Origin of the sequence: Devosia naphthalenivorans (assembly GCF_003056355.1) — a bacterium.
GTDB classification, from domain to species: domain Bacteria; phylum Pseudomonadota; class Alphaproteobacteria; order Rhizobiales; family Devosiaceae; genus Devosia; species Devosia naphthalenivorans.
Genome location: NZ_PYVW01000001.1, coordinates 299,713 through 324,377 on the forward strand (window position 1 = coordinate 299,713; position 24,665 = coordinate 324,377).

Annotated in this window: 31 protein-coding genes, 1 tRNA gene and 1 pseudogene; 22 read left to right on the forward strand and 11 right to left on the reverse strand. The window is 59.3% G+C overall.

Going from position 1 to position 24,665, the window contains the following annotated elements:
* Positions 1 to 28: 28 nt before the first annotated feature.
* The 12 genes from C8264_RS01690 to C8264_RS01755 all read left to right on the forward strand — a co-directional run bounded on the left by C8264_RS01690 (position 29) and on the right by C8264_RS01755 (position 10,076).
* Positions 29 to 1,258, forward strand: a complete 1,230-nt coding sequence (locus tag C8264_RS01690; protein WP_108459206.1) for a phage tail sheath protein — start codon at positions 29 to 31, stop codon at positions 1,256 to 1,258.
* A 12-nt stretch (positions 1,259 to 1,270) separates the two neighbouring features.
* Positions 1,271 to 1,792 (forward strand): phage major tail tube protein, encoded by a 522-nt coding sequence (locus C8264_RS01695; RefSeq protein WP_108459207.1) that lies wholly within the window; start codon positions 1,271 to 1,273, stop codon positions 1,790 to 1,792.
* Positions 1,793 to 1,801: 9 nt separating this feature from the next.
* Entirely contained in the window at positions 1,802 to 2,110 is a 309-nt protein-coding gene (locus C8264_RS01700) for a hypothetical protein (protein ID WP_108459208.1), read from the forward strand.
* Positions 2,111 to 2,128: 18 nt separating this feature from the next.
* A complete protein-coding gene (locus C8264_RS01705) occupies positions 2,129 to 2,407 on the forward strand; it encodes a phage tail assembly protein (protein ID WP_108459486.1) in 279 nt (92 codons plus the stop codon).
* A gap of 111 nt (positions 2,408 to 2,518) precedes the next feature.
* Positions 2,519 to 4,867: a phage tail tape measure protein gene (locus C8264_RS01710; protein WP_108459209.1), complete on the forward strand. Its 2,349-nt coding sequence runs from the start codon at positions 2,519 to 2,521 to the stop codon at positions 4,865 to 4,867.
* Positions 4,867 to 5,304, forward strand: coding sequence for a phage tail protein (locus C8264_RS01715; protein WP_108459210.1), 438 nt, complete (start codon positions 4,867 to 4,869; stop codon positions 5,302 to 5,304). The genes C8264_RS01710 and C8264_RS01715 overlap by 1 nt, the downstream gene beginning before the upstream one ends.
* Position 5,305: 1 nt before the next feature.
* Complete coding sequence (locus tag C8264_RS01720) at positions 5,306 to 5,527, forward strand: tail protein X (RefSeq protein ID WP_108459211.1); 222 nt, start codon at positions 5,306 to 5,308, stop codon at positions 5,525 to 5,527.
* Between the two features lie 4 nt (positions 5,528 to 5,531).
* Positions 5,532 to 6,614 carry a phage late control D family protein gene (locus C8264_RS01725; RefSeq protein ID WP_108459212.1) on the forward strand — a complete coding sequence of 361 codons (1,083 nt, stop codon included), beginning with the start codon at positions 5,532 to 5,534 and terminating at the stop codon, positions 6,612 to 6,614.
* Positions 6,615 to 8,012: 1,398 nt separating this feature from the next.
* Entirely contained in the window at positions 8,013 to 8,870 is an 858-nt protein-coding gene (locus C8264_RS01740) for a glycoside hydrolase family 108 protein (RefSeq protein ID WP_108459215.1), read from the forward strand.
* A complete protein-coding gene (locus C8264_RS01745; RefSeq protein WP_108459216.1) occupies positions 8,867 to 9,166 on the forward strand; it encodes a hypothetical protein in 300 nt (99 codons plus the stop codon). The genes C8264_RS01740 and C8264_RS01745 overlap by 4 nt, the downstream gene beginning before the upstream one ends.
* Before the next feature lie 111 nt (positions 9,167 to 9,277).
* On the forward strand, positions 9,278 to 9,709 hold the full coding sequence (locus tag C8264_RS01750; RefSeq protein WP_108459217.1) for a hypothetical protein: 432 nt from the start codon (positions 9,278 to 9,280) through the stop codon (positions 9,707 to 9,709).
* A complete protein-coding gene (locus C8264_RS01755; protein WP_108459218.1) occupies positions 9,699 to 10,076 on the forward strand; it encodes a hypothetical protein in 378 nt (125 codons plus the stop codon). Before C8264_RS01750 ends, C8264_RS01755 begins: the two co-directional genes overlap by 11 nt.
* A 306-nt stretch (positions 10,077 to 10,382) precedes the next feature.
* Here C8264_RS01755 and C8264_RS01760 read toward each other — a convergent pair whose 3' ends face one another.
* Both C8264_RS01760 and C8264_RS01765 read right to left on the reverse strand, forming a co-directional pair.
* Positions 10,383 to 10,580, reverse strand: a complete 198-nt coding sequence (locus C8264_RS01760; RefSeq protein ID WP_108459219.1) for a hypothetical protein — start codon at positions 10,578 to 10,580, stop codon at positions 10,383 to 10,385.
* Between the two features lie 89 nt (positions 10,581 to 10,669).
* Positions 10,670 to 11,035, reverse strand: a complete 366-nt coding sequence (locus tag C8264_RS01765; protein ID WP_162783406.1) for a response regulator — start codon at positions 11,033 to 11,035, stop codon at positions 10,670 to 10,672.
* Between the two features lie 249 nt (positions 11,036 to 11,284).
* Here C8264_RS01765 and C8264_RS01770 point away from each other — a divergent pair, with 249 nt between their 5' ends.
* From C8264_RS01770 to C8264_RS22445, 4 genes and pseudogenes are all read left to right on the forward strand, one after another.
* Positions 11,285 to 11,542 (forward strand): hypothetical protein, encoded by a 258-nt coding sequence (locus C8264_RS01770; protein ID WP_108459221.1) that lies wholly within the window; start codon positions 11,285 to 11,287, stop codon positions 11,540 to 11,542.
* Between the two features lie 560 nt (positions 11,543 to 12,102).
* Positions 12,103 to 12,240, forward strand: a complete 138-nt coding sequence (locus C8264_RS22865) for a glycosyltransferase family 25 protein (protein WP_425430654.1) — start codon at positions 12,103 to 12,105, stop codon at positions 12,238 to 12,240.
* Positions 12,224 to 12,568, forward strand: a pseudogene (locus tag C8264_RS22870) (glycosyltransferase family 25 protein); the annotation flags it as partial. The gene C8264_RS22865 and the pseudogene C8264_RS22870, both read left to right, overlap by 17 nt.
* Positions 12,569 to 12,589: 21 nt before the next feature.
* Positions 12,590 to 12,904 (forward strand): hypothetical protein, encoded by a 315-nt coding sequence (locus C8264_RS22445; RefSeq protein WP_245892893.1) that lies wholly within the window; start codon positions 12,590 to 12,592, stop codon positions 12,902 to 12,904.
* A 16-nt stretch (positions 12,905 to 12,920) separates the two neighbouring features.
* Here the strand turns inward: C8264_RS22445 and C8264_RS01785 are convergent, their stop codons facing one another.
* Positions 12,921 to 13,205 carry a hypothetical protein gene (locus C8264_RS01785; protein ID WP_108459224.1) on the reverse strand — a complete coding sequence of 95 codons (285 nt, stop codon included), beginning with the start codon at positions 13,203 to 13,205 and terminating at the stop codon, positions 12,921 to 12,923.
* Positions 13,206 to 13,339: 134 nt separating this feature from the next.
* Here C8264_RS01785 and C8264_RS01790 point away from each other — a divergent pair, with 134 nt between their 5' ends.
* Both C8264_RS01790 and C8264_RS01795 read left to right on the forward strand, forming a co-directional pair.
* Positions 13,340 to 13,804 carry a hypothetical protein gene (locus C8264_RS01790; RefSeq protein ID WP_108459225.1) on the forward strand — a complete coding sequence of 155 codons (465 nt, stop codon included), beginning with the start codon at positions 13,340 to 13,342 and terminating at the stop codon, positions 13,802 to 13,804.
* Positions 13,805 to 13,888: 84 nt separating this feature from the next.
* The gene (locus tag C8264_RS01795) at positions 13,889 to 14,812 is read left to right on the forward strand and encodes an ATP-dependent DNA ligase (protein WP_108459226.1); all 924 of its coding nucleotides are present in this window, start codon (positions 13,889 to 13,891) and stop codon (positions 14,810 to 14,812) included.
* Here C8264_RS01795 and C8264_RS01800 read toward each other — a convergent pair.
* On the reverse strand, positions 14,809 to 15,498 hold the full coding sequence (locus tag C8264_RS01800; protein ID WP_108459227.1) for an SOS response-associated peptidase: 690 nt from the start codon (positions 15,496 to 15,498) through the stop codon (positions 14,809 to 14,811). The genes C8264_RS01795 and C8264_RS01800 overlap by 4 nt on opposite strands.
* Positions 15,498 to 15,887, reverse strand: a complete 390-nt coding sequence (locus tag C8264_RS01805) for a helix-turn-helix transcriptional regulator (RefSeq protein ID WP_108459228.1) — start codon at positions 15,885 to 15,887, stop codon at positions 15,498 to 15,500. Before C8264_RS01805 ends, C8264_RS01800 begins: the two co-directional genes overlap by 1 nt.
* A 546-nt stretch (positions 15,888 to 16,433) precedes the next feature.
* Between C8264_RS01805 and C8264_RS01810 the strand changes: the two genes are divergently transcribed.
* Positions 16,434 to 16,510: transfer RNA gene (locus C8264_RS01810), tRNA-Asp, on the forward strand.
* A gap of 39 nt (positions 16,511 to 16,549) precedes the next feature.
* Here the strand turns inward: C8264_RS01810 and C8264_RS01815 are convergent.
* From C8264_RS01815 to C8264_RS01830, 4 genes are all read right to left on the reverse strand, one after another.
* A complete protein-coding gene (locus C8264_RS01815) occupies positions 16,550 to 17,743 on the reverse strand; it encodes a hypothetical protein (protein WP_162783407.1) in 1,194 nt (397 codons plus the stop codon).
* A complete protein-coding gene (locus C8264_RS01820) occupies positions 17,736 to 18,029 on the reverse strand; it encodes a hypothetical protein (RefSeq protein WP_108459230.1) in 294 nt (97 codons plus the stop codon). The genes C8264_RS01815 and C8264_RS01820 overlap by 8 nt, the downstream gene beginning before the upstream one ends.
* 63 nt (positions 18,030 to 18,092) lie before the next feature.
* On the reverse strand, positions 18,093 to 18,446 hold the full coding sequence (locus C8264_RS01825) for a hypothetical protein (protein ID WP_108459231.1): 354 nt from the start codon (positions 18,444 to 18,446) through the stop codon (positions 18,093 to 18,095).
* 9 nt (positions 18,447 to 18,455) lie between these two features.
* A complete protein-coding gene (locus C8264_RS01830) occupies positions 18,456 to 18,695 on the reverse strand; it encodes a hypothetical protein (protein ID WP_162783408.1) in 240 nt (79 codons plus the stop codon).
* 294 nt (positions 18,696 to 18,989) lie between these two features.
* On the opposite strand from C8264_RS01830, the gene C8264_RS01835 reads away from it, so the two are divergent.
* The 3 genes from C8264_RS01835 to C8264_RS01855 all read left to right on the forward strand — a co-directional run bounded on the left by C8264_RS01835 (position 18,990) and on the right by C8264_RS01855 (position 22,063).
* A complete protein-coding gene (locus C8264_RS01835) occupies positions 18,990 to 19,565 on the forward strand; it encodes a hypothetical protein (protein ID WP_108459233.1) in 576 nt (191 codons plus the stop codon).
* A gap of 173 nt (positions 19,566 to 19,738) precedes the next feature.
* Entirely contained in the window at positions 19,739 to 20,347 is a 609-nt protein-coding gene (locus C8264_RS01840; protein ID WP_108459487.1) for a BRCT domain-containing protein, read from the forward strand.
* Between the two features lie 1,194 nt (positions 20,348 to 21,541).
* A complete protein-coding gene (locus C8264_RS01855; protein ID WP_108459236.1) occupies positions 21,542 to 22,063 on the forward strand; it encodes a hypothetical protein in 522 nt (173 codons plus the stop codon).
* 195 nt (positions 22,064 to 22,258) lie between these two features.
* Here the strand turns inward: C8264_RS01855 and C8264_RS01860 are convergent, their stop codons facing one another.
* A complete protein-coding gene (locus C8264_RS01860) occupies positions 22,259 to 24,364 on the reverse strand; it encodes a phage tail tape measure protein (RefSeq protein ID WP_162783409.1) in 2,106 nt (701 codons plus the stop codon).
* Positions 24,364 to 24,615, reverse strand: coding sequence for a phage tail assembly protein (locus C8264_RS22035; RefSeq protein ID WP_162783410.1), 252 nt, complete (start codon positions 24,613 to 24,615; stop codon positions 24,364 to 24,366). The genes C8264_RS01860 and C8264_RS22035 overlap by 1 nt, the downstream gene beginning before the upstream one ends.
* Positions 24,616 to 24,665 lie beyond the last annotated feature (50 nt).

The following is a 24,665-nucleotide window of genomic DNA, read 5'->3' on the forward strand; positions in this document are numbered from 1 at the left end:
GCCTTTTCTCAAACCAAAGGAGACCCCGATGACCGCACCGGTTTTCGGCATGACTTTCTCACGGCCGGACGATGAGCCGGTACCGGTTCTTGGGGCCGACTTTTCCAAGGCTCTACTGATCGAAACTTCGGCCGATGCCGATGCAACTGTGTTCCCGATCGGCACGCCAGTTCGCATTTCCACCAGCGATGCAGCAATGGTCGCCAAGCTCGGCACCGGCGCGCTGCGCGATGCGGTGAACGGCATCAATGCTCAACTGTCCGGCGACAATGCCGGGGGCGATGTCACGATCTATCGCGTGACCGAAGGCGCAGACGCAGCCGCTACTGCGGCCAATATCGCAACCGCGCTGTCGCCCACCAACATCGCCGCTATTCCTTCCGCTGTGAATGCCACTCCGCGGCTGATCTGGGCAGGGAGGGGCGCCTATCGCGCCGATCAGGAAACGCAGGGTCCGGTGCCTGCTGCACTGCATGCCGCAGCTGAACGCCTCTTGGCCGTTGCTATTGTCGATGTCGATGACACTTCGGCGGCAAACGCAATCGACGCACGCGAAACCATGAACTCGGAGCGCATTCTGCCGGTGGGCGTGGCAGCCCGCGTCTATGAAGGGGAGGCGATTGTCACCCGGGCCATGGGGCCGCGCGTCCTTGGCCTGTTCATGCGGGTCGACAATGAGAACGAAGGCAAGCCCTTCGATCCAATCGCGAACCGGACCATCTACGGCTTGGCCGGTCTCAGCCGGAAGATCCCGTTCTCGTTCCTGGACGGTTCCACCGAAGGCCAGCAGATGCTGGAGAACGAAGTGTCGATCGTGGTTGCTGGCGAGAGCGGCGTTGATGGTGCTGTCGCTGATGGCGGGTTCAGCTTCATCGGGACAGACAACACCACAACGGGCGAACTGTGGAAGCAAATTCACCAGGTGCGTGGCGCTGACTACCTGACCGTCAAGATGATGGAGATCACCCGCCAGTACCTTGGCCGTAAAATCACGGCCGATCGTACAGAAAGCTGGCTTGAGAGCATCAAGTTCATGCTGCGCGACCACAAGGCCGATGACGATATCCTCGGCTATGACGTCAAGTTCCGCGCGGACAAGAATAGTCCCGAGAACATCCGCCTGGGCCATCTCACCGTCAACCTCGGCATTGAACCGGCCCCCGCCTTCAAGGTCGCCAATCATGAGGTGCGCCGTTACCGCCCGGCCGTCGAAAGCCTGGTGGCCGACATCATCGCCCGCCTCAACGCTGTCGCATAAGGACCAGCCATCATGCAGTCTGCACTTTATCTTCTCACGGCCGTGGACGTGCGGCGCCTGTCGGTTGCTGACAGCTCTCGTGCCATCACGATCGCCACGCTCACCATGCCGAGCCTCACGCTCGCTACGGCCGAGCACAACCCGGGCGGCGGCGTCGGCGCAGTCAACTTCTCCATGCCGCGCATTGAGGCTCCTGAACCAGCCTTCAATGCCAAGGGTATCGACACCGATGTTTTCACCGGCTTTGGCGAGGTAGACCGCTGGGTGTTTGCTGGCGCGTACAAAAAGCGCGCACCTGGCGGCGGCCGGGACGTTCCTGCTCGCGCTATCATCGAAGGGGCAATCACCACCTGGGAGCCCGACGAGAGCGACCCGGCAGAGTTCCAGGGCTCAAGCCACACCTTCAATGAGGTGACCCATTACGAGCTCGTGCTCGACGGCGTGGAGCTGTTCTACTGGGACTTCTGGGAGCGGATCATCCGGTTCAACGGCAAGGACCTGTTTGCCTCTACCCGCACCGCGCTAGGGGCGTAACGCCCCGCAATGCAAAGCCTCCGCATCGCCGAAGATCGCGGGATGGTTGTGCCATCTGGCGCAACCGTCTGCACCGGCTACGTGCCGACTGCCGACATCATCATGGCCTGCCGAGACCGAATGGCTATTGGTGATGTCGAACGCTCCATGCAGCGGCGTATGGCTTGCGCCCCTGACCAGCCTTGGCCGTGTCCTGTAGGTGAATGGCGAGGTGATCGCTTCGCCATTTTCGACGGCCGCCACGAATTCATTGCAGCCCTCATGCTGGGTGTCGAGCACGTCCTGGTGGCGTGGATCGTGACGCCAGCCTCCTCCTGATTTCGAAAGAGAATGCTCATGACCGACAGCGTCACCGTAAAGCTATCGAAACCTATCACTCACAACGGCGAGGAAATTTCCGAGCTTACGTTTCACGAAGCCACCGTCGGCGACATGATCGCTGGCGATGAAGTTGAAGGTGACTTCGGCAAGACAGTCGCCATTTTGGCTTCCATGGCCGGTGTCAGCTACGAAGCATTCAAGGCAATGCGCGCGGGCGACATCAACAAGGTCACCAAGGCTACGACTGGCCTCCTGGGAAACGCCGATACGCCAGAGGACAGTGGCTCCGAGTAGCGATCCTCCTGGCTCATCACTGCTCGACCTCGATCGGCGAGGTCGAGGCTTTGCCGATCCGCAGGGCGGCGCGCTGGCACAATGAACTCGCAAAACTCCTAAAGGGCAAAAATGGCAAAGCTCGAGAGTAGCCTCATCCTGTCGTTGATCGACAGAGTGAGCGGCCCAGCACGTCAGGTGTCGGCAACCGTTTCGCGCCTCAACGCTGCGGCGGCAAACAACCGCCGGGCCATTGCTGACATGCAGGGTCAGATGCTCGGGGCTGTTGGAGCGGGCTATGCGCTCTACCGTGGTCTGTCTGCGCCGATCACGGCGGCGATTGAGTTTGAAAGCGCCATGGCTGATGTGGCCAAGGTGACAGCTTTTGACGCATCCGGGCTGGATGCCTACGGTAAGCAGCTTCGTGCTCTGGCTGTCGGCGAAATCCCAATGGCTGTGACCGAACTGGCGGCGCTCTCTGCCGAGGCTGCTGCGGCCGGCATTGCGCAAGAGGACCTATACGAATTTACGCGTATGACGGCGAAAGCCGCTGTCGCCTGGGGCGTCTCTGGCGCTCAAGCTGGTGAGGACCTGGCCAAGCTCAAGACGGCTCTTGGGCTCACGATCGATGAGACACAATCCTATGCTGACGCCATCAATCACCTGTCCGACACGACAGCATCAACCGCCCCCGACCTGGTTGACTTCAGTCGGCGCGTCGCCGCCCAGGGCGAGTTTTTCGGCTTCACCAAAGAGCAGACGCTGGCCTTCGGGTCCGCACTGATCAGTGCCGGTGCTGAGAGCGATGTCGCTGCGACCTCATTCCGGAATATGGGCAAGGCCCTAACGAAGGGCTCGTCCGCGACGAAATCACAGTCAAGGGCCTTCAAGAAGCTGGGTCTCGACAGCACCAAAGTGGCCAAGGCCATGCAGGAGGATGCGGTCGGCACTACGCTGGAGGTTATCGACCGCATCGGCCAATTGCCTGCGCACATGCAGGCTTCGGTCATGTCCGACCTGTTCGGCGACGAAGCCCGAGCACTTGCGCCGCTGCTCGGCGATATCGATCAGCTCAAGCGCACGCTCGGGCTGGTGAATGATGAGATGGCCTATGCTGGCAGTGTCGGCCGGGAGTTCGAGAACCGCGCCAAGACGACGGAGTATGCCCTTCAGCGGTTCAAGAACCAGGTCAACGATCTCGGCCTGACGATCGGCAGCATATTACTGCCCCCGTTCAACGATCTGCTCGACGTACTGGGGCCGCTCGCCACAAAGGTCGCGGAGTTCGCGGAAGCTCACCCTGAACTGACGCGCAACGTTATTGCAGCGACTGCCGCGCTGATCGGGTTCAAGGTTGCCGTCACCGGCCTCCGGTTCCTTGGACTTGTCGGTAAGGGCGGCGCCATCGATCTGATGACGATTGCCTTCCGCGGTCTGATCGATCCTGCCAAGAATGCCAGTAAGGCCGTGGGTAGCATGCTGGCATTGCAGGGCAGTCTGGCAGCTATGCAGGGCGCTAAGTACGGCGGTTTCGCCAAACTCGTCGACGGGGCAAAGGCTCTGGCGCTTGCTGCGCCTGGAATGGGTATCGCCAAGGCAGCACTCGCGGCCATTGGTGTGGCACTTGGAGCGATCACTCTGCCGGTTGCAGCTGGCATCGCGGCAGTCGCTGGAGCCGGGTTCCTGATATACAAATACTGGGACCGCATATCCTCTTTCGTCAGCGGCTTTGCGTCGGCCATAGCGCAGGAGCTGCAGCCGGCACTGGACGCGGCCAAGCCGCTGCTCGACTGGTTCTCTCCGCTCGGAGAGATTATCGGCAATGGGTGGAACGCCGCGAAATCTGCACTGGAAGGCATTGGTGGCCTGATCAGTGGGCTGTTCGCTCAAGAGCAACTGACCGAAGAGCAAAAAGCGGCCTTTGCTCAGTCAGGCGCAGATCTCGCGACGGCGATGGCCGATGGGGTTAAGGCGAAAATCGACGAACTGGTTGAGTGGTTCACGGGGCTAGCTGATCGGATCAAAGCAGCAGTCGGGAACATTGTGATAGAGGTCGGGTCCTCGCTTACAGGCCCAGTGAACAATGCACTTAACGGCATGGCTGGCGCGCTTGGAGCACCCTCGAAAATCACAGAGCCCGTTCGAGGCGCCGGGGGGAACACGCTTTACCCCGTTGGTGAGGCTCCAGGGTTCGCAAGGGGCGGGCGCTTCAATTCTGGGCTGGCTGTTGTCGGCGAGGAAGGGCCTGAACTGGTCGAATTCGGCGGGCCAGGCAACGTCCACACCGCATCAGAAACACGAGGCATCTTAGGCGGCGCAGCCAATGGCGGCGGCAGATCGGTAGCAATTACCGGACCGCTGATCGGTTCTTTGCAAGTCACCAAAGAAGCTGATGTTGATGCGGTCATTGCTCTGCTCGAACAGAAGCTACGTGACCTTTTCTCCGGCATTCAAGCCGACATGGAATATGGGGTGGTCTGATGCTCTATCAAATCGGTTCGCTGACACTCGACACGCGCCCTTTCAATGCGGATGAAATGAGCCGCAGCGCTTCCGCCGATTTTGCCGTCAAGCCGCTGATGGGAACGCTGCCCGGGCGCGAATTTATGGGGGAGGGCGACGATAAGCTCTCCCTCTCCGGCCAGCTGCTGCCGCTCAAGACCGGCGGTCTGACAGAGTTGGAAGTCGCCCACGGTTTCCGCCAGTCCGGACAGCGCCTGCCGGTCATGCGAGGCGACGGCAAGATGTTTGGATGGTTTGCCATCGAGAGCATCCAGGAGACGCACATGGATCTCATGGCTGATGGTGTGGGCTTTCGGGTCAAGCACTCGATCGCATTGATAAAGGTCGGACCCGAAGGCGCGTCGACCAACATCATCGGGTCAATCCTTTCACTCTTCGGCGTGACGGGGCTTTAAGATGCAGAGCTTCACGATCATGCGCGAAGGCATGACGCTCGATCTGCTGCTGTTCCAAGCCTACGGGGCATCAGGTCAGGCTTTGCTGGAGCAAGCTCTGACCCTTAACCCCGGCCTGGCAGACCTCGGTCCCATGATCCCTTTGGGTGCCACTGTCACAATCCCCGACAAGCCCGCTGCTGACCCATTCCGGGCCCGCAGGGTTGTCTCTCTGTTCGGATAACTCCATGGCATGGAAAGTAGCTTGGCGCGTTCTGGTCGATGGCCAGGACGCTACCGACGGCATGCGGCCTCACCTGATTTCGGTAACCGTCACCGATAAGGATGGCACAGCATCGGATACGTGCTCGCTGGAGTTCGACGATAGCGGCGGGCAGATCAGTCTGCCGAGAGACGGTGCCAAGGTGCAGGTCTACCTCGATGGGGTGCTCGTATTCAGTGGCACGGTGGATAGCGTCCGCTCGTCTGGTACGCGGGGCGGCGGCCGGACCCTCAGCGTTGGTGCCAAGGGCTTTGATGCTAAGGGGAAAACCAAAGAACCGCAGTCGCATCACATGGACGATGCTACGTTGCAGCAGTTCCTCGACGAGGCGGCGGCTAAGGCTGGCTTGTCCGGTATCCAGATCGATCCGGCTTTCGCAAACATCAAGCGCGACTACTGGTCTGCCGATGCGGAGAGCTTCCTGCATATCGGGCAGACGTTGGCTCGCGAACTCAACGCGACGTTCAAGATCCGAGACGACAAGGCAGTGCTGGCGCAGCGCGGGCAGGGCACGAGCGCGGTTGGCGGCGCCATGCCCACGGTGGTGGGGATTGTCGGCCAGAACGTAATCTCCTGGAGCATCGCGCCGATCACATCGCGCCGGAAGTTCGCCAAGACCTCAGTGCGCTATTTCGATCGGGCATCGGCGAGCTTTAAGTCGATGGTAGTCGAGACCGGCATCGTAGGCGCCGACGCCGTCAACGAAGTCCGCAGTGCTGCGGCCGACGAGGATCAAGCCAGAGCCATCGGCGAGGGCCGAAAGACCGAGGGTGAGCGTGAAGGTGGCGAGGGATCGGTTGAACTCAACCTTGCCGTCGAGGCTCAAGCGGAGGGGACATTTATTTTGTCAGGCGCGAGGCCTGGTGTCGATGGCACCTACCGCATCGTCAGTGTGGTCAAGAAAGCTGATCGGGGAGGCGGCTCAACCACATTGCTTGAGCTCAAGCAACCGGGCGGCGGCGCCGGAGCAGATGATCGCCCAGCAGAAGCGAATATCACCCAGACTGACGAGGGTTTCGCTTTGCCGGCCCACGAGACGCTCGGGTAAGTTACAAGGCCTCACTTGGGAAGCTTCGATCGTGCGATCAATTCTCGGAGCCAGCGTGGCGGCGGGCCTAAGATGGCGAAGGCAGCGCCAGCTGCTCCGACAGCAGCGCCTAGTGCGAAGAAAATCGAAGCCTCCATTAGCGTCGATCCGCTGTGCTTGGCGTCACCACAGCAAAGCCTTGGGCTTTAATATCAGCCTCTATCTGAGAGGCCGAACGGGCTAGCAGCCGGTCGTCAGTCCTCGTCGTCGCCAAATCGTACCAACGCAAGTGCCGAAGATGAAGCGGGACAGCGGTCTGCGGGCCATATGGCAGGACCAGAAGCTGCCTATTCAGCCGCGTGATGAAGACGTTCACCTGCATTAGCTCGCCCCCGTCCAGATCAACCATACATCTATCCAAGCCAATGCCCCGTACCCCAACAATATCCACGCTAGGCGCTTGCCTGCCATCTAGCTCCCCCGAACCCCGTGCTCATTGAGCCACGGGGCAGAGCCCAGCGCAATCCCATCCAGGATAGCGGCTCTGTCATGGTTGCCACCCTTTCACGACAGCGAAGCGATCAGATCCTGGATTTCACCAATGCATATCCGCCGGCGGCGATCTTGGCTTCGATCTCGCGGGTGCTGGCGCCAAGCCGCTTGTCGTCGGCCGTGGTAGTTGCCATGTGCCGCCAGCTCCGACCCTGAAGGTGGTTTGGGATTGTAATACTTGGGGCGTAGGGCATCACCAGCAGTTCTAACGGCTTATCGGCAGCGTGCGCGATGAAGACATTGACTTGCATAGGCTGAGGCTCCCAACCGAAAGATCAAGTGCAAGGCAGGACGCAGCGCAACAGGTAATGGAAAGCCCAGCAGTCGAGGCAACAACTGCTGGGCCGTTCGAGAAGATCGCAAACTGTCACCGTCTGCTCGCTGACAATGGACTGAGCTCTGTTCTGTTCCGAGCTTTGCCCTGGCTAAACATAGTTGATTGTTTGCCCGCCTGACCCGGCAGGGCGAGCGCGAGAAAAAGCGCTTGGTCCTATGGGAACCAAGCGCAGACCTGAGAGTAGGTGGCGAATGGGGCTCGCGCATCGGCTGGGGTCAACTTCAGCCTTACCGGGTTCAGGTTCGCACTGATTTAATCACGGCACCGCGCTCGAGCCAATGGACCATGGTCTCATGATCTGAGCGTAGAAGCGCGGCTCATTTCAGGCGCGCGCCATCAGCGATGTTGAAGATTAGCCACGTGACTGCTGCTGCGGCAGCCGCCAAACCGAAAATATACAACTCGGGCATTCTTTGTCCTCACTAAAGCGACCGGCTGCCTAATCCCAAGCATCGATCGTTAACCTCAACAAACACCTAACGCCCGAGCGAGCGCTTCCGTTCACCCCCCCACATCAACGGAGAATACCCATGTCAAACCTCCGCGGTTTCGACCGCGCGTTGCCGCACGTGCTCGTCCATGAGGGCGGGAAAGTCGACCATCCAAAGGATCCGGGTGGCCGCACCAACAAGGGCGTGACGCAGCGCGTCTACAATGCCTGGCGCGGCAAGTCGCACCTGCCGATGCGTGACGTCTACCTGATCGATGATCTGGAAGTCGCTGCCATCTACCGGTTCCAGTACTGGGAGGCAGTGATGGGTGACCGGCTGCCAGAGGGTGTTGGCTATGTCGTCTTTGATGGTGCGGTGAACTCCGGGCCCAAACAGTCCATCAAGTGGCTCCAGCGGGCTCTTGGCTCGCTCTACACCGGCAAGGTGGATGGCGTCATGGGCACGATCACCCTCGATGCTGTTTCTGCCACCAACGACATGGACGAGCTGATCGCCCGCGTCATCGATCGGCGGGACGCGTTCCTTCGGGCGCTCAAGACCTGGCCGACCTTCGGCAAGGGATGGTCGCGCCGGATTGCCCAGGTCGAGCAGACCGGGCAGGCATGGGCCAGTGGTTCTGTTGGTTCGGAGCCAACCTTCGTGGGCGGGAATGAGAAGGCCAGCATCGAGGATGCCAAGGCGCCGCCACCGAAGGGCGCTGCTGATGGCGCCACGGGTGCTGGTGCGGGAGCCGGCGGCATTGCCGTGGTGCTGCAGCAGGCACAGGAGCAGCTGACGCCATACTCGGCGGCCGGGGGCTGGATCCAGAACCTGGTGGTGTTCCTGATCATCGCCGGTGCGCTGCTGGCCATCGGCGGTTTCGCCTTCCGCGCCTATGCCAAGCGCAAGCAGGCCAAGCTGGACGATGCGCTCGATCCAGATCCGGTGGCAGCATGATCGACTGGTTCCTGTTCGTGCTGCCCTGGTGGGTGAAGGTCGGGGCAGGGCTGATTGCCGCTGCCGTGATCCTTCGCCTGTTCGGGTGGAAAGCAACGGTCGCGGCGCTTGTCGCCGTGGCCACCCTTGGCGCCGTCAATCGCGGCCAGCAACAGGGCTGGGAAGCCCGTCTCAAGAAGGACAACCAAGATGCTCAACGGGCAATCGACAAGGCGCTTGCTGCGCGCCGCGCTGCTGATCAGCGCAATTCCAATGCTGGCGAGCTGCGCAAGCCGGACAAGTATAAGCGCGACTAGCCGGGTGTTCTGTGAGGCCGCCCAGCCGATCACCTGGTCTGACGCTGATAGTGATCAGACGATCCGCGAGATCAAGGCGCACAACGCCTCCTATGACGCAGTGTGCAGCGGATGAAGGCGATCATCGAAGAGAGCGCCCTTCATCTGAGGCAGCGGTTCCGCCTCCGCGCTTTGGAGTGGCAAAACGCCTGCATCTCACTAGGGTTCGGGCTGATCGTTCTGGGCAATCCAGACCTGTTCGCTGGAGCCTCGTTTCGCGGCTTTATCGGCGGGGCGTCGTTCTGGGGCTGGGCAGTTCTCCTGATGGGCGTCGTCAATATCTCCGCCCTCATAATCAACGGCACGGTGCCCAAGCCCACGGCTGCGCTCCGTACCATCTCGGCAGTCCTCCAGGTGCTGCTCTTTCTTATGTTGACCATCGGCTTTGTCGCGTCTGGGACGGGCACCACGGGCATCGTCACCTACGGCGTGCTGGCGGTCTTCGGGTTCTTCGCCGCGTGCTGGGCTCTATTGGATGCGGTGGCCCCGGAATATGGACAATGAACAGCTTCAGGCGCTCTACCAGATCGGTGGGGCTGTCGGCATCGTAATAGGCGCCTCGATCTTCGGCATCCGGTGGGTTGTTATGACCGTGCGCGCGATGAAGGAAACCCCGCCGAAGACTGAGAAAACGACCATCATCACTGGCGATACCGTGGCAATGGATCGGCTAGCCAGCACTATCGAAGCGAGCAGCATGATTCTCACCGAGAACAATGTGCTGCGTCGGGAGGAGCATGCCGATCGTGAGGCTATGCGCCGGGCGATCGAAGCCAATACCGATGCCACAGAGCGGATCATTGCCGTTGTTCAGGATCTCCGGCCGGAGGTGCGGGAACTGACACGAGAAATCGTGCGGTCTGGGAAATGATCTGCCCGACCTGTTCTCGCATGCTCGAGCTATCCGTCGATCGCGCCGGCGGCAGATGGCTGGGCTTCAGTCGCTGCCTGCGCTGCACTCCAGAAGGCAACTGGACACCACACGGGGAGGTAGAGGTAATCTGGAGCCCGCTGGGCACGCCGCCCGACAGCCTCCCAAACAACTCGCCACCCTCAAGCTGATGTGGAGAGGCACGGCGGGCGAGCTATGCCTCTCCTGCCGTATTGCCTCCGGCGCAAAGAACGGCATGAACCATCAGGGTTGAATCGCACTTCACCGGCAACCTGCTCGTTCGGCCTAGCTCAAAGTGTCAGCATGGTACTTGGCAATGAGCGCTCGGCCGCTCTGCGTAATGTGGATCTTGGCAGGCGAGCCCATCACCAATCTATCAGCAAGCAGCAGCTGGAGGGTAGGGCTGCCATCAATCGCGTGCGGATTGCTGACCAGGCTCTTGAGGATGGCGATGGCTTCGGGCGTAAGTTCTTCGAGTTTCATGAGGGCTGAATAGGCCGAGTCTGACGCTTCGATCTAGTGTTCCCGGGGCGGGTCGTCAGGCTGTTAGCCCTCTGCAGTACCCAGCACGGTCAACTTAGGAATCTGCGCACCATTTCTATAGCTGCATCGAGCGAAAAGGGCTTACGAAGCATATAGCTGCCCGGTACCCCTCTGGCTCCCCACTGCTCTGCACTATCGCCGCTGGCATAGATCACGGGCAGTAGGGGGAGCAGTTCACGCGCCCTCTGTGCAATTGCCCAGCCGTCCGGGCCGCCTGGCAATCTGATGTCGGTGAGCAGCAGGTCGGGCAGGCGGTCGTTGCCTTCCAAATGCAACAACGCGTCTTCAGCACTGGTGACGGTGATCACTTCATAGCCAGCCTCTTCGAGCGCAATTTCGACAGGCAAAGCGAGAAGGAAATTGTCCTCTACGTAGAGTATGCGTGGCAAGTTCAATAAATGTCTCCCTCTCATCAGGAGCGGGAAAGCACAGCCACCAGCGTCGTTTCCATCACATCTGGCTATCGGCGATCAACTTTTGTACCGGAGGCGGCGGCTAGCCGACAAAACGAAAGGCTGCGGACCGGAAGGACCATGGCGGTTAAGATAGTCCGAAGACCCCGACTGTTGCAAGCGGGATACTGTGTGTCAGCACTTTGTCACCTCAGACTAGCTAGACCGTCCAAGTAGTCTGAGGTGAGTGATATGACCGAAACGGAAGCTGAAAAATGCCTTGCAGAATATAGAGCTCTGCTCAAGGCTTGGACCATGTGCGTTGTGGGGCTCAACCCCGGGGATTCAGACGTCATCGGCCGCAAGCTAGATGCGGGCGAACCGCTTCTGCTGCGGATTGCAGACGAGTTTCCTGACAAAGCATATTCGGTCGACCTGCTGGTCAATGCTCGCAAGCGGACTTGGGCTGGGTTCGAAGACGAACGCGTACCACGCGCCCAGCGAGCTTGATGAGCTAAGGTTGTAACCCCGGCGAAGGTGCTAGCTTCCCCCAACGGTCATCCCAAAGCTCGCGGTGTTGTAGCCAGAGAACAACCCGCTTGAAGTCATAGCGGGCGCAAAGCACCTCTGCCCGTTCGAGCGCTGCTTTGACGGGCATCGGCCCCTCTAGCGCAGCCGAGACGGTTTCGCGGTTCCCACTCCAGTCCGGCCAAAAGACTATTGCGTCTCGCTGTCCGAAATGAAGGCCGGCAACTGTCAGAAGGCGAGTGTCGCTAGTCACTCCGACGGTAATCGCATCAGGCGCAATCTCGTCCTCGTCCTCCGTCCACTCGTAAATTCGCGTCATGACGTCCCCCATCATTCGGCGATGGTAGGCGTCGAAATTCAAGCCGGCTAGTCGCCAATCGGTCTGGGGACGCCGCACGGGAAGGTTGAGGTGATATGGCGACCGCTCGGCAAGCCGCCCAAGGGGTTGCCGCCTCTTCCCGCTGCCGACTTGGGGGACATTTAAGCAGGTTGCTCCTCAAATATCAGTCGCGTATGTGTCGAAGCAAATTCTGAGGTAAAACATGCTGCCGATTTACTACATCAATCTCGCTTCGCGCCCGGACCGCCGCGAATATATGGATGGGCAACTGGCAAAGTTGGGATTGAGGGGTCAGCGGATCGAAGCGGTCTACGCCAAGCGATATATCGGCTGCAGATAAGGAACGATACTGCAACACTTCCAAGCCTAGCTACCTTCGTGAAAACGAACTGGCATGCACCCTTAGCCATGAACGAGCATGGACGGCCCTGATTGAAGATGGCCACGAGCGCGGTCTGATCCTCGAAGACGATGTTGAGCTCTCACCGTTGCTACCTGGGTTCCTGACTGATGCGACTTCCGTGGACGCTGACCTCATCCGAGTAGAAACGACCGGCAATGCCACACGGGTTTTCCCAGTTACGCAGACGCTTCCCTCGGAGGTAGCCATTCGGCCCTTCCGGTCTACACCCATGGGTAGCGCGGGGTATGTCATCAGAGCCTCTGCTGCGCAGCGCATCAGAGGCAGCGTGTCCCTGCGGGAGCGCCACACGGATCTTGCGCTTTATAGCCCCTTTGATGAACCCGGTTCTTTATTGACTCGTGTGCTGTCTGACCCTGCGCTGTGCAGACAGCTCAACATGACGGACCAGAAATCGACCGACGTAGCGCGCAGCGACATTGCGGAGAACTTAGTTCGTCATCAGTTCGCAGAAGAACATCCGATACGGTTCTTCGCCTTCAAGTTCGGCAAGGGGCTTAGGAAGGGCTTGAGGAACGCGGCCGATCACTTTGCTCAGCAGAAGAAGGGGCTGGAGCGCCGAGTGATACCCTTCGAAGGGTAGCCGTGGATGGTAGCCGTCATTCCATCTCCGGCACATCGCCGTGCTGGAACAACACCACAGGCTCGCCGAACTCTCCATTGACCAGATCGGCCGACCGCGACCAGGTGATCACGCCGGCATAGGTGCCGAGCGCGGCCATCCGCCTGGCGTCCATCTTTGCCTTGTCCTCAGACTGCACCTCCCGCGGCTCGAACGCCGGCCGCAGCTCGCCCTCCTCATCACGAACGAAGGCCATCAGCACCACCAGCGTCTTTAGTTTTCGCTCCGGTGCCTGACCCGTAGATGTTGGTGGCTTCCACATGTGATCGCTCCTGCCTTGACTCTTTCCGCGCCTCAGAATGAGAACATTCTGAGAACAAAGGTCGGAGAGAGTCAACCGTGCAGGTGCCGCGCCTCAAGTGGTCAAAGGATGGGAATAGGTTCGTTGCGTACCCGATGGGCCCGCTGCATCGTGACCGCTATGCCCAGATCTCCTTGATCGGCACTATGAGCGTTGGTGACAGGATCGGCGTTCCCCGGTGGCGCTGGTCCGTGCGATGGCCGGGCTGGTTCAACATCGACGCTCCAGCCGACGACAAGCAGCAAGCTGCCGACATGGCAACGGAAGCATGGTGGCATGAAGTGATGCAGCCGCCGCCGAGGGACGTGGACGGCGAGATCGACATGATCATCGCTCGGGCCTTGGTAATGCCGCCTCCGAACAGCCTGATGAACGAAAGCGCCGGCTATCTGCGCCAGTTGCAGCGCCGCCTCACGCTGCTGTACGAGCCGGAACTAAAGTCCGAAACGCTGCCGCCACAGGTCAAGAGCCTCATGGCAAGCCTCTCCGCCGAGCTCTATGCGCGGCGCCTGGCCGGCGATGCCGAGGACGTAGATCCCGGCCGTTGGAGCATGACATAGCCGGGTTGGTTGGTGGCGCCCGAGTGCGCGAGCGGAACCGATTCGCTTGGCGTGAATTGATTCGGCCATGTACATGAGTCCCCCATGGCTGGGCTGAAGCTCGCCACTCGCACAAAGCGGCCACCCCGCACGGACTCAGAATCTACCCTCAATTTCATCCCGACCATGCAACCCAAGCTGGTGGACGAACCACCCTCCGGAGATGGGTGGCTGCACGAGATTAAATACGATGGGTACCGCACCCAACTTATCATCGACGGCGGGCAGGTGAGGGCCCTCACGCGCAACGGCCACGACTGGACCGAGAAGTATGGGCCCATCGTTCGCAGCGCGCGCGGACTCGATTGCAGCAGCGCCATCATCGATGGAGAGGTGTGTGTGCAGAACGAGGCGGGCGCAACTGACTTTCACTCGCTCCGCCGAGCTATCACCAGTGAGCCTCAGCGGCTCGTGTTCTTCGCCTTTGACCTGTTGCACCTGAATGGTGAGGATCTGCGCTTTCGGCCTCTGGAGGAGCGACGAGCGCACCTCAGGTTTCTGATGAGCGGCGCTGTCGGCCCGCTCCACATGTCTGATGAATACGATGGTGACGGGGCGGCGTTTTTCGCCTTGGTCGAGGGCCTCGAGCTCGAAGGCATCGTCTCGAAGAAAAAGGGCAGCCGATACGTCTCAGGCGAAACTAGGGCGTGGCTAAAGACGAAGTGCTGGCACACCGACACCTTCGATGTGATTGGGGTTGAGCGGGACAAGACCGGCATACCGTATGCGCTGCTTGCTGATGAAAACGCGTACCGAGGCGCGGCCTTCATTGCCCTGCCGGCTGCCTTGCGCGACATCTTCTGGCACTACGTGGAGTGTCGCGGCATCCCATCGTCTTCTGTGGTGTTGCCTAAGCGCAAAGACGCTACCTGGATTCGCCCTGGGCTGAGGGCAAGGGTCCGCCACCTAAAGGGCAGCGACAAGCTTCGGCACGCGACCGTGAACGGCATCGAGGTCGATGATTCCTAAAGCGAGTTGATCACCGGCTTCTTGGTGTCCGTGCCGTCATAGCGGCTGTTGTTCACCTCACGGCCGACGCGGTGAAACTGCAACTCGCTGTCGATCTGAGCGCCCAGAAGCAGCGCCTTGGCGTCGGTGCCCTGATCCTCGCCTGATAGCCATCGTTCATATGCACCCGGCCCGATGATCACCGGCATGCGGGTGTGGATGTGTTCGATCTCTGGCGCGGCCGGCGCCGTAATGATCGTGCAGCTTGTTACGCCCAGATTGTCATTGTGGGCCCAGATGCCGGCGAAGCTGAACCCCTTGCCACCCTGCAACTGCAGCAACCATGGGTCCTTCTTCCCATCATCCTCATTCGTGGTCCATTCGAAATAGCCATCGGCCGGGATGAGGCAGCGCCTGGACTTGAAGCCTTCCCGGAATGCGCCTGACGTGTCCACCGTTTCGATTCGGGCATTGAACATCGCCGCCTTGGGGAGTTCCTTGGCGAAGAACGGCACCAGCCACCATCGGCCCCGGTCGAGCTCCATATTCCCGGCCTTGTCGAGGTGTACGAAGTCCACGTCTTGGGTCGGCGCGATGTTGTACCGCGGCTGCATGTTGTGCGGTGTTACGGGGAACAGCTTATCGCTGAGCTTGTAGAGCGCATGAAGCTCTGACCAGGTCATCTCATTAGTGAAGCGGCCGCACATCACCCAGCCTCCGCCTCAGCCTCAGCGTGCAGTTGTCCGAGTTGCCGTTGAAGGTCCGCGATTTCGCCGCGGAGCGCTTCGATCGTTTTGTCATCAATGATTGCAATCAAGTGGAACGAGTTCGTAGCGCCAAACCGCCTGATCAGATTATAGCGATGAGAATCGACGGTGCGATCAGAGATCCGAAGCTTCGCGGCTATCTCTGCTTTTGATAGCCCCTCTCTCATAAGCGCCACGACCTCAGCTTCTCGATCGCTCATCTCGCGCGAAGTCATTTCGTTCCGTGCACGGTCCCGGTAGGCGTAGACAGTTCCGACAGCGATCCCGAGCTCCCGGGCAATAGCTTCGCCGGACAGACCTTCTTCTGTCAGGTGCACAACCTGGCGCATCCGGGGGGCGGTTCTTTTTGGGCCGGAGCTTATAGCTGTCACGTCCTAACTCTCTCTTGCGCCACGGCCTTGATGATAAGAGCCTTCACCTGGTCATGCGTCCAATGGGCAGAAGGTGACGCCGGGGCCATGAGGCGGGCGGCAATCTGTTCAGGCGGTTCCTTCAAGGCAACTGTCTCCATAAAAGTGCTGTGCGTTGCGATTTGTCCCTACCATTCTTTACGGGGAATGGTTAGAAGGTCGCCGAAATTCGCTTTGAGTTTCAATAGGGGCGATCGGGTGCTTTCTTATCCCCATTCGTTCTAACCCATTGAAACGGCCGGGCAGGGCAGTCCGTCATCGCCCACCATTTTCCCGTGGCCATAATCATCACATCTTCAGAAACGACATCAAGCTTCGAGCGTTTACGCTTGTGGCTAAAGAGTTTTCCACAGCCGTGAACCCATTGTGAAAAATCTCGCATGAATGACTAAGAGGGTGCTTGACTTAGGTGGGGGTGCCCGATACATCGACCACACGTTGCGCAGACGAGTTGAGTTTGCCGCTGCGGGAGTAGCTCAGTTGGTTAGAGCGCCGGCCTGTCACGCCGGAGGTCGCGGGTTCGAGCCCCGTCTCTCGCGCCATTCTTTTCAATGACTTAGAGAGAATGGCGGGATCGAGTTTCAACTCTCCCTTCGACCGAGTTTCAACTTTTTGAGCTGGTTCTGTTCCTCCCCAAGCTTTTTGCGGCCGATTCGACGGGCATCATCTGCTGCGCGAACGGCGGCGATATTGACCGGCATGTAGGTCTGCTGCAGCTTCTTATTCTGATCGATGCTGTTCGCCATTTTGGCTGAAATCGTCTCGACAGATGCACCGCCGGCGTTGGCTTCGACAGCGCCGGAGCGACGCGCGTCTTGAAGCTTGCGTTTCTCATCTGGGCCGAAGACTCGGAGCCTGGTGGCGGCGAAGTCGGAAACCAGAGTGTCTTTCGTGTACGGTACGCTGTTCCTGGGGCGCCCGCCCTTTGCCGTGGGTGCGTAGCCTTTGGTGCGAAAGATGGGTGCATCATCATGTAGGTCATAGGGCAGGGACTGGATATATGCCTCAACAAGCCGCTGCGTTCGGGCAGAGGTAGTTCCTATAGCACTTTCGCTGCTCTTGGTGCGGTCACGTGCGAAAGCCATGTCCTTGCCGCTGGTGACCGCCTGAGACGGCGTGACCGTGCGAGCATCTACCGGCGAGAATCCGGTGTCCCACGCCACTGCGATTATGCAGGCAAGGCCGCAATAGCCATTGCGCCAGGCATCCTTCACCAACCTGATGATTTCGTACTCGCGCCATGTCTGGGTACGCCCGGCAATCGACCTTTTGCGAATCGACAAGGATGGATCTTGGCCGAGGGCGCACAGCTTGAAGGCCGCCAGCACCTTGTACAATGCCCGCCAGGTCTTCATTGCCCTGCCGGCCTCGCCGTCACCCTTGAGATCACAAAGGCGAGCATACCATCGGTCCAGCAGCTCGAACGTGATCTTGCCGGGTGCGTCGCCACCGAATACGGGCTCGATGTACTTCCAACCGCGCTCCCAGTCCTCTTGGGTGCGTGGCGGTTTCCGCTTCCACTCATTGCTACGCTTGAAGCGGGCGAAACCATCGCCAACGCTGTTAAGTGGGTAAAACTGTCCGGTGACCGGCTCGTTACCCTTTCGTGCGCTTTGGTACCGAGCTTCCCACTGGTAGGCCAATGCCTTCGCCTCTGGGCCATGAATGCCCAAGGCAACGGCTTGAAAGCCCATCGCCCTCATGGTGGGCGTGGGCATCCAATAGGCGTACTTGCCCTTGCGCAGAACATAATGGGGAGGGCGTTCATCAGCCAAGGCGGGCAAGCCTCTCTTCAAATCCTTCGCAGGGGTCAATTTCTGTAGAAGGTGAGGGGAGTAGACCTGAAGCGCGGTCCATCCAAAGATCCATTGCCTTGAGATCGTAAAAGCCAGTAATGGGGTTGGCACGGGGCAGGCCGGCATCCATCAACGCGGGCAGCTTGTCGCTGAACTCGGACAACGTCAGACCCAGCCGGCGCGCTGCTTTTGAGGCAGGTACCATGCGAGGATCCACGCGGAACCTGACAGAAGCGGATTCTGGATTGTCGTTCGCCGGTTTCATACCGCCATCCCTTGTGTGCAACGGAAGTCACCCCAGCCGAAGCCGGGGTGTTAATGAGCTTGGCTAGAGCAGTCCGTTAGAAGGGAGACCGGCCTCCTCGGTGGCCGACGAGAGTGTTGTGTGCATTTCCGCGAACCGGTTGTTGAACTCGAATTTGTCCGGACTTGGAATTTCTCCCAAGCGGTCGGGTTCGACTTCCTCCAAAAAGTCCCCGGTGAGGCCGGTGCTGATTTCAGCAGAGCTCGCGAAGACCGCAACGGCCTCAGGCGATGCCCGGTGGCGGAGGATGTCGAGCATGTCAGACATATCCGAGTTCGGACGCCTCTCTTTTGGAAGGTTCTGGATACAGACGACGGCGTAGGCCAAGGCCTTGTTGATGATGAAATCATCACGGCCAGTAAGGTCGATGGTACTCATATTTCCTCCTTATGCCGCCAGCGAGGCGGCGTTGGCGTCAAACGTGGCTTGAGAAGCTTCCGTGAAGTTGGTCTCCATCTTCTTGACCGCACCCAGCGCGTTATCGGCCATGCGGAATATGGCGGCAGTCTGCGTCTGGTCCATTTCCTTCATGCCGGTCAAAGCGGCGCAAATGGCAATGAGGTAGTCACGAGCAGCGCAAATCTCGTTTTCGGATTCAAAGAGAAAGTCTTCGGCGGGGGTGGTCATAGAGATGGGGTCCTTGGGGGTCGTCACAAAGCGCGACAACTCTCCACAGAGTTATACGCAGTAGAAGAGTCGCGTCAAGCTCCAATGCGTAAAAAACATTGGAAGAGATGTTCGCGGTGCTATAGGACGATACATCAGGGCAGCTTGGGGGACGGAATGGCCAGTTCAACGGAACTCGTAGAGACGGTAGCTGGAGCACTGGTGATCCCCGCACCCACAGTAGCGCTACATCTAAGGAACCTTCGGGAAGCGGGTCTCATCACCCATTCGGGGCGGGGGCGACATGCGGCCAGAATGAGCCCTTTGGATGCTGCCCATCTTCTGTTGGCTACAGTTGGAAGTCGAAACGTCAAGGACAGCGCCACGATAGTCGGCCGCCCCGGTGGTCTGGTATCATCCGCTGGAAAGTGGGCGCCGAGCTTCGTCAACATCCCGGAGCTCATCGGCTTGCCTGCGGACCACAGCTTTGCTGACGCACTGGAGGCGCTGATCGCCGCAGCTTCGAATGGATCCCTGCAAAGAGCAGCGGAGGAGTTGGAGCAAGCCCAGGTGGATTTAGTTAGAGACGCTGCCCCAGCGCTGAACATCGAAGTGTCACTCTACGGCCCAGTACCCCGAGGCGCGATCCTCATCGAGGAGATCGTTACGGACAACGAGGGTCAGCAACACCGATATCGAGACCACTGGGATCGCCATTTCTATGGCGAGCGATCGGTGGTTAAGAAGTCGGGCAATTTGGCTTGGATTGACATCGCCAGGCCGGCTGAAATGGACTCTGACCTCAAGACTGTATCAACATTCACTCACCGGACCATCGCCACGATCGGCGCGCTTCTTGCCGGAGACACCCCACCCAATACTGCTGCCTAGAATTATGCGAAAAGGCATACTTTGCCATCGGACCAGTAATCTGATGATCGCTTTTCCTAAGTTCAATATAAGTGTTGCGAAGTGCCGGATATTTGGCTCATCTTGAAGAGGTAACGGGGGTGTTTAGGGGGCATGGTTTTGGGACCGCCTCGATGCGACTCCGAGGGGGGATAATGAACGGCGAATTCTACAACACGGTAGGTGGTGACCGCATTGAAAGTCGGCAGGTCGACGAGCTCATCGGGATTGCTCGTGGTTTGATTGCCGATGGGCAAATAAACCAAGCCGAAGCAGAATTCCTGCAGAAATGGCTGGCGGCGAATGTTGAGGTTAGTGGTCAACCGCTTATCCGCATGCTTTACCGGCGGATCAACGAGATCCTTTCGGATGGCGTGGCTGACGAAGACGAGAAGGTTGAACTTTTCGAAACCCTGAGCCGATTCTCCAGCGGGGACTTTGAGATTGGCGAGCCCTTGAAGGCCAGCACGCTTCCAATATGCCAACCCTCACCATCACTGACCTTCCCTGGACTGCGCTACACCTTTACCGGGACCTTTAATTTCGGTCAGCGGAAACACTGCGAAGCAGCAGTCATCGAACGAGGCGCCAGCGCCGGCGGCATCGCCCAGAAGACAAATGTGTTGGTTATCGGGGTGTACGCCACCGAATCATGGAAGCACTCGTCCTTCGGCAACAAAATCCTTCAAGCAGTGGAGTGGCGGGAGCAAGGATTCCCGATCTCCATCGTGTCGGAAGATCACTGGGTGAAGCACCTAGACTAGAGCCAATTATCCCAATGATCGAGCGTGTTGATCCGAGCATCCCAGCGAACTGAACATCTAGCCGCCAGCGGGAGTCTTCGCATAAGTTCGGCTGCTCTGCCCCGCGGACTGTGAGCGCCGTCAGGGCCATCGAGAAACGGAAATCACCGAATGCTTCGAAAATGCGGGTCCTTAATTTTCTTCTTGCTCGTGATCGCACTGCCTTCATCCGGCAAGGAAAAGGCAGCCGGAGAGCAGGCATTGGCGACACTCCGTTGTGTCGGCGAGATGAGCGGAGCCGCGGAAGTTCGTTGGGACGTCGATTTCGGGCTGCAAATATACCCTGGTCGCCTTGCTAGCGACGAACATGAGTTCGACGGGGCCCCCGTTTCAGAGATGACAGAAACTGCTCTCAGGTCGTTCTATGTGCTGAAGTCCATCCATTCCGAGGGTTACGACCGGTTCATCGAGGTTGAACTCTCTCGTTCGACTGGTGAGTTTACTTCAAGTCTATTCACGGCAAATGTGGATGGCTGGCCCGGGCGGCCGACTACGGTTTTTCAAGGAACGCGGTATGTGCACCTTTCGGTTACAAGTGCCCATTGCTCGCCCTCGACCAACCTATTTTAGCTCCGCCCCGTTCTCGCTTGAGAATCTCGCGGAAAGACTTATGGGGTGCAGGGAGCCGGAGGCTTCCCGCCCTGCGGCAGATCAAAGAGAGCAATCATGCCATCCTATAAGTTCACCCTGCACTCTGGTCAGTCGTTCAACGGTGAAGACACGCGCGACCTTAGGACGCTGTCAGCGGACCTATGCTCCGACGGCTTCGTAGTATTCCAGCGAGCAGCCAATGGGTACTCAACCGAACGCAAGCCCATATCCCTGCTCGAGCGCGCTATCGCTAGTATCGAGCCGGTGTAGCCGAGGGGGATTTCCTTTTTCTGAGTCATTGGGGGCGTCAGTCCAAAACGCTGTGAACTCAACCTGTACGGGCCACCCCGGCGCCGGCACAGCCGCTCTTGCATCCCTCAAAAGGAAAGAAATGCCGTTTTAATTTTTCTTGCAGCGAGCGCAAGGTCGGCGATCCCTACCCGCAAGACCACCCCGGCGGGGGTGGTTGGGACCCTACCCAGGGGGCCGTACACCATTTGCCTCCGGCTCCATTGCAAAGAGCGGCTCAGGCGCGCTACTGATTAGCATTCGTTGGGGGAATACATGTCTATCAAGTCCAAGCTGGCCATTGTCGTTGCAACTCTCACGCTAACCACAGCAGGTGCTCAAGCAGAGTGGATGACCACCGTTGAGGATGATCTGTTCTCCGACAACAAAACGGCCGTGATGGTCAGCATGATATCCATGAACGCGAGCATCTATGCAAAGTGCGTAGGTCCAGATGCCGTATATTTGGCCTACATTGAGGCTGCCGGAGACGCGAGCAGCATCACCCAGCCGATGGACGCGGGGGACATCGTCTTCAAAGGCGACAATGGCGAACGCTTTACGAGCAAGACCAGCATCTACCGCCACAACGATAAATACGTCGGCTTCAGCTACGATGACGAGGCGACAGTCGCCGATGCCATCCGCGACTTTGGAGAGGCGGACAGCAAGATCTCGGTTGGACTTGACCTGATCACAAGTGACGAGCCGATGACGGTCACAGTCTCAGCGCGCGGTTCGTCGAAAGCCGTGAAGCAGTTCATCGAGGCATGCGCCATAGTAGCGCCGAACCTCTAGCCGTTGGGGCATGCCACATTAATCCGTGTATGTACGCGGCAACCAAGTGCCGCCGTTCATATTGAATCGAAGGCAACCGCGAACGTGGACATCGGTTGTCGACCCTGACTCTGCCGCTGGGTCACCTCTCCTCCCTGATCCGGCGGAACCTGACCGACCTTTCACATTGCCCCGCGAAAGGCCGGTCTTTTGTTGTCAGCCCATCGAGCCATAGTTCGATTTGGCAGCACGAACGGACTTGCCAACTTCCTCGCCCATCAGTCGAGCCATCTGCCTCGGATCGGCGTTGGTCGGGTTCTGAACATGGACGTGGACGTCACCCACTGTGGTAGTGTTGCCTACCTGCCCGCTTTGCCCCTGCGTTCGCGTAGGCATTGAAGGCGGATTGAAGTTGCCAGGCGCATCGATCATGCGGCTTGGACCGGGCAATGCGCGCGGGCCATTGATCTGGACCGGGATGTTGACGCCTGCGGCTGCCATGATGCGCAGGCGCTCCAAGATTGCCGCCATATGCGCCGAAACGGATGACTCTTGCGAGCCAATGCCGTCGGCCAGGTTTTGACCAGACGCAACGCCTGCCGCCAGTGCGGCGGCCTCAAGTTCTTCAAGTTCGATCCGCATAAAGTGCAGGTCGACTGACGGGGTCGGCAAGTTGGCGTTTTCTATCCGCTCAATGTCAGCACGGAGGGCAGCGATGCGCTCGCTTCGAGCTACCGTGGCGGGGTCTTGACCGGGGGATACAAGCCCGGAGTCGTATCCGTTCATTCCCATCCCTGCGCGGGGGTCAAATCCCTCGTAGAGGATTTTTGCGAGGGTGGGGTCTAGAGCGTGAACGATATTGTGGTGGACGGATTTTTCTCCACCGAAACCCTCGCCCACGCCCATCGAGTTGGCGAGTTTCGCCGCCTCAAAGATCGCCAGGCCACCGGCCATCTTGCCGAACGCTGTACCGAGGAACTTCTGGCTCAGAGCAGTTGCGCCCGCCGCGAGGCCACCAGCCCCAGCAATGGCGCCCGCACCGGCTCCGGCCGTAGCGCCCCCGCCGATGCCCATCAAGGCTCCAGCCATTCCCCCAGCAGACGCTAGAAGGCGCAAGCCGATCAGTGCAGCGGTGATTTCGATGACGGCAGCAACGAGATCCTCGTTGGCGGTAACGAACTTAGAGACGCCATCGATCATTGGGGTGACCGATTCCACAAACTCGGTTAGCTTTGGCAGCAACGCGCCACCCACGGCCAGGTTGAGCTCTTGGACGCTTGCCTCAAAGCGGACCAGAACGCCCCCAGAGGTGCCCATTCGGGAATTAAAGTCGCGCTGAATGACGCCATCTGCGCCAAGCGCTTCCTCTCGGATGCTTCGGTAAAGCTCGAGGTTCTGAATCATCGGGCGGATGAACTTTTGAACCTCGGCGTCGGCGAAGTACTTGCCGAGCAAATCCTGTTTTCCGCCTTCTGTGAGCCGGTCGAGAATGCCGATGGTGTGTTCAATTGGGCTATGCCCTTCAGCAATGGCCTGGTTGACCGATCCGACGATATCAACGCCGGCCTCGCCAAACTTTTTAATGGCGTCGGGCGCCATGAGCTTCGACATATAGTTGCTGAGGTTCGTCACAGCCTGCGAACCAGAGCCTGCACCCATGCGGGCAACCTGGAGGGCCGCAGTAAGATCGGCTAGACCGGCCCTGCCGGATATGCGGAGCGACTGCGCAGCCGCTGTAACCTCTTCGAATGAGCCCGCCATATCGGACAGTTCAAACCGACCCAGCTTACCTCCGGTCGACATGACGTCAAAGGCGCCCTCCATATCGGCGGCGGTGATGTCCATGTTGGTCAACAGGGCTGTGGACAGCGACACCATCTCCTGCACGTCGGCGCCGTAAGCCGTTGCGACCTTGCCAAGCGGACTAGCCACGGCAAGCGCGGTTTGCGTGTCGAGGCCACCGGCCATCAGCCCGTCCATTGCCTCAGCGATTTGCGCAGCACCGACGGCGGTGTCCAGGCCGAGCGTTCGGGCTTGCGCGCCGATTTCGGTCAAGCCTTCCTTGGTAGTGCCGACCTTTTGGTTGATGTCCTCCAGCTTCGACTCGAAGTCGATCGCCGACTGGATTGGAACGCGGACAGCCGACGCCAACGCATAAGCCGCGACCGCCGTCGTAGCCATGGCGTTGCGATGCCGATTGAACATCTCTTCATTGCGACGCTGTTGGTTGCGCAGATTCTCTAGGTTTTGTTCGACCCGGCGCGCGGGTCGGGATACCTTGTCGACGAGTGAGAGTTCGAGTTCTGAACGTAAACGGGCCATTACGCCACCGCGAACAGGTGGCGGGTTTCGCGCTCTAGCCGCACAAAGTCCTTGTCCGAAAGTGCAGCGACCACCGAACCGGGTACGCCTGCCATCTGGCCCAGAGCGGCGCAGACGGCTCGTTTCGGTTCCTTGTACCGCATAAAGGTCTGGATGTCGGCTAGACCGGCGGGACGGCTGAACGTCAGGGCAGCATAGGTCTTCCCGCGCACCGTGACGGGCGCGGTTGGGGTAAAGATGGTGGGGGCCATAGGCACTCCTTGTGGGCATGAAAAAACCCGCTCAAGGCGGGGTGGAATGG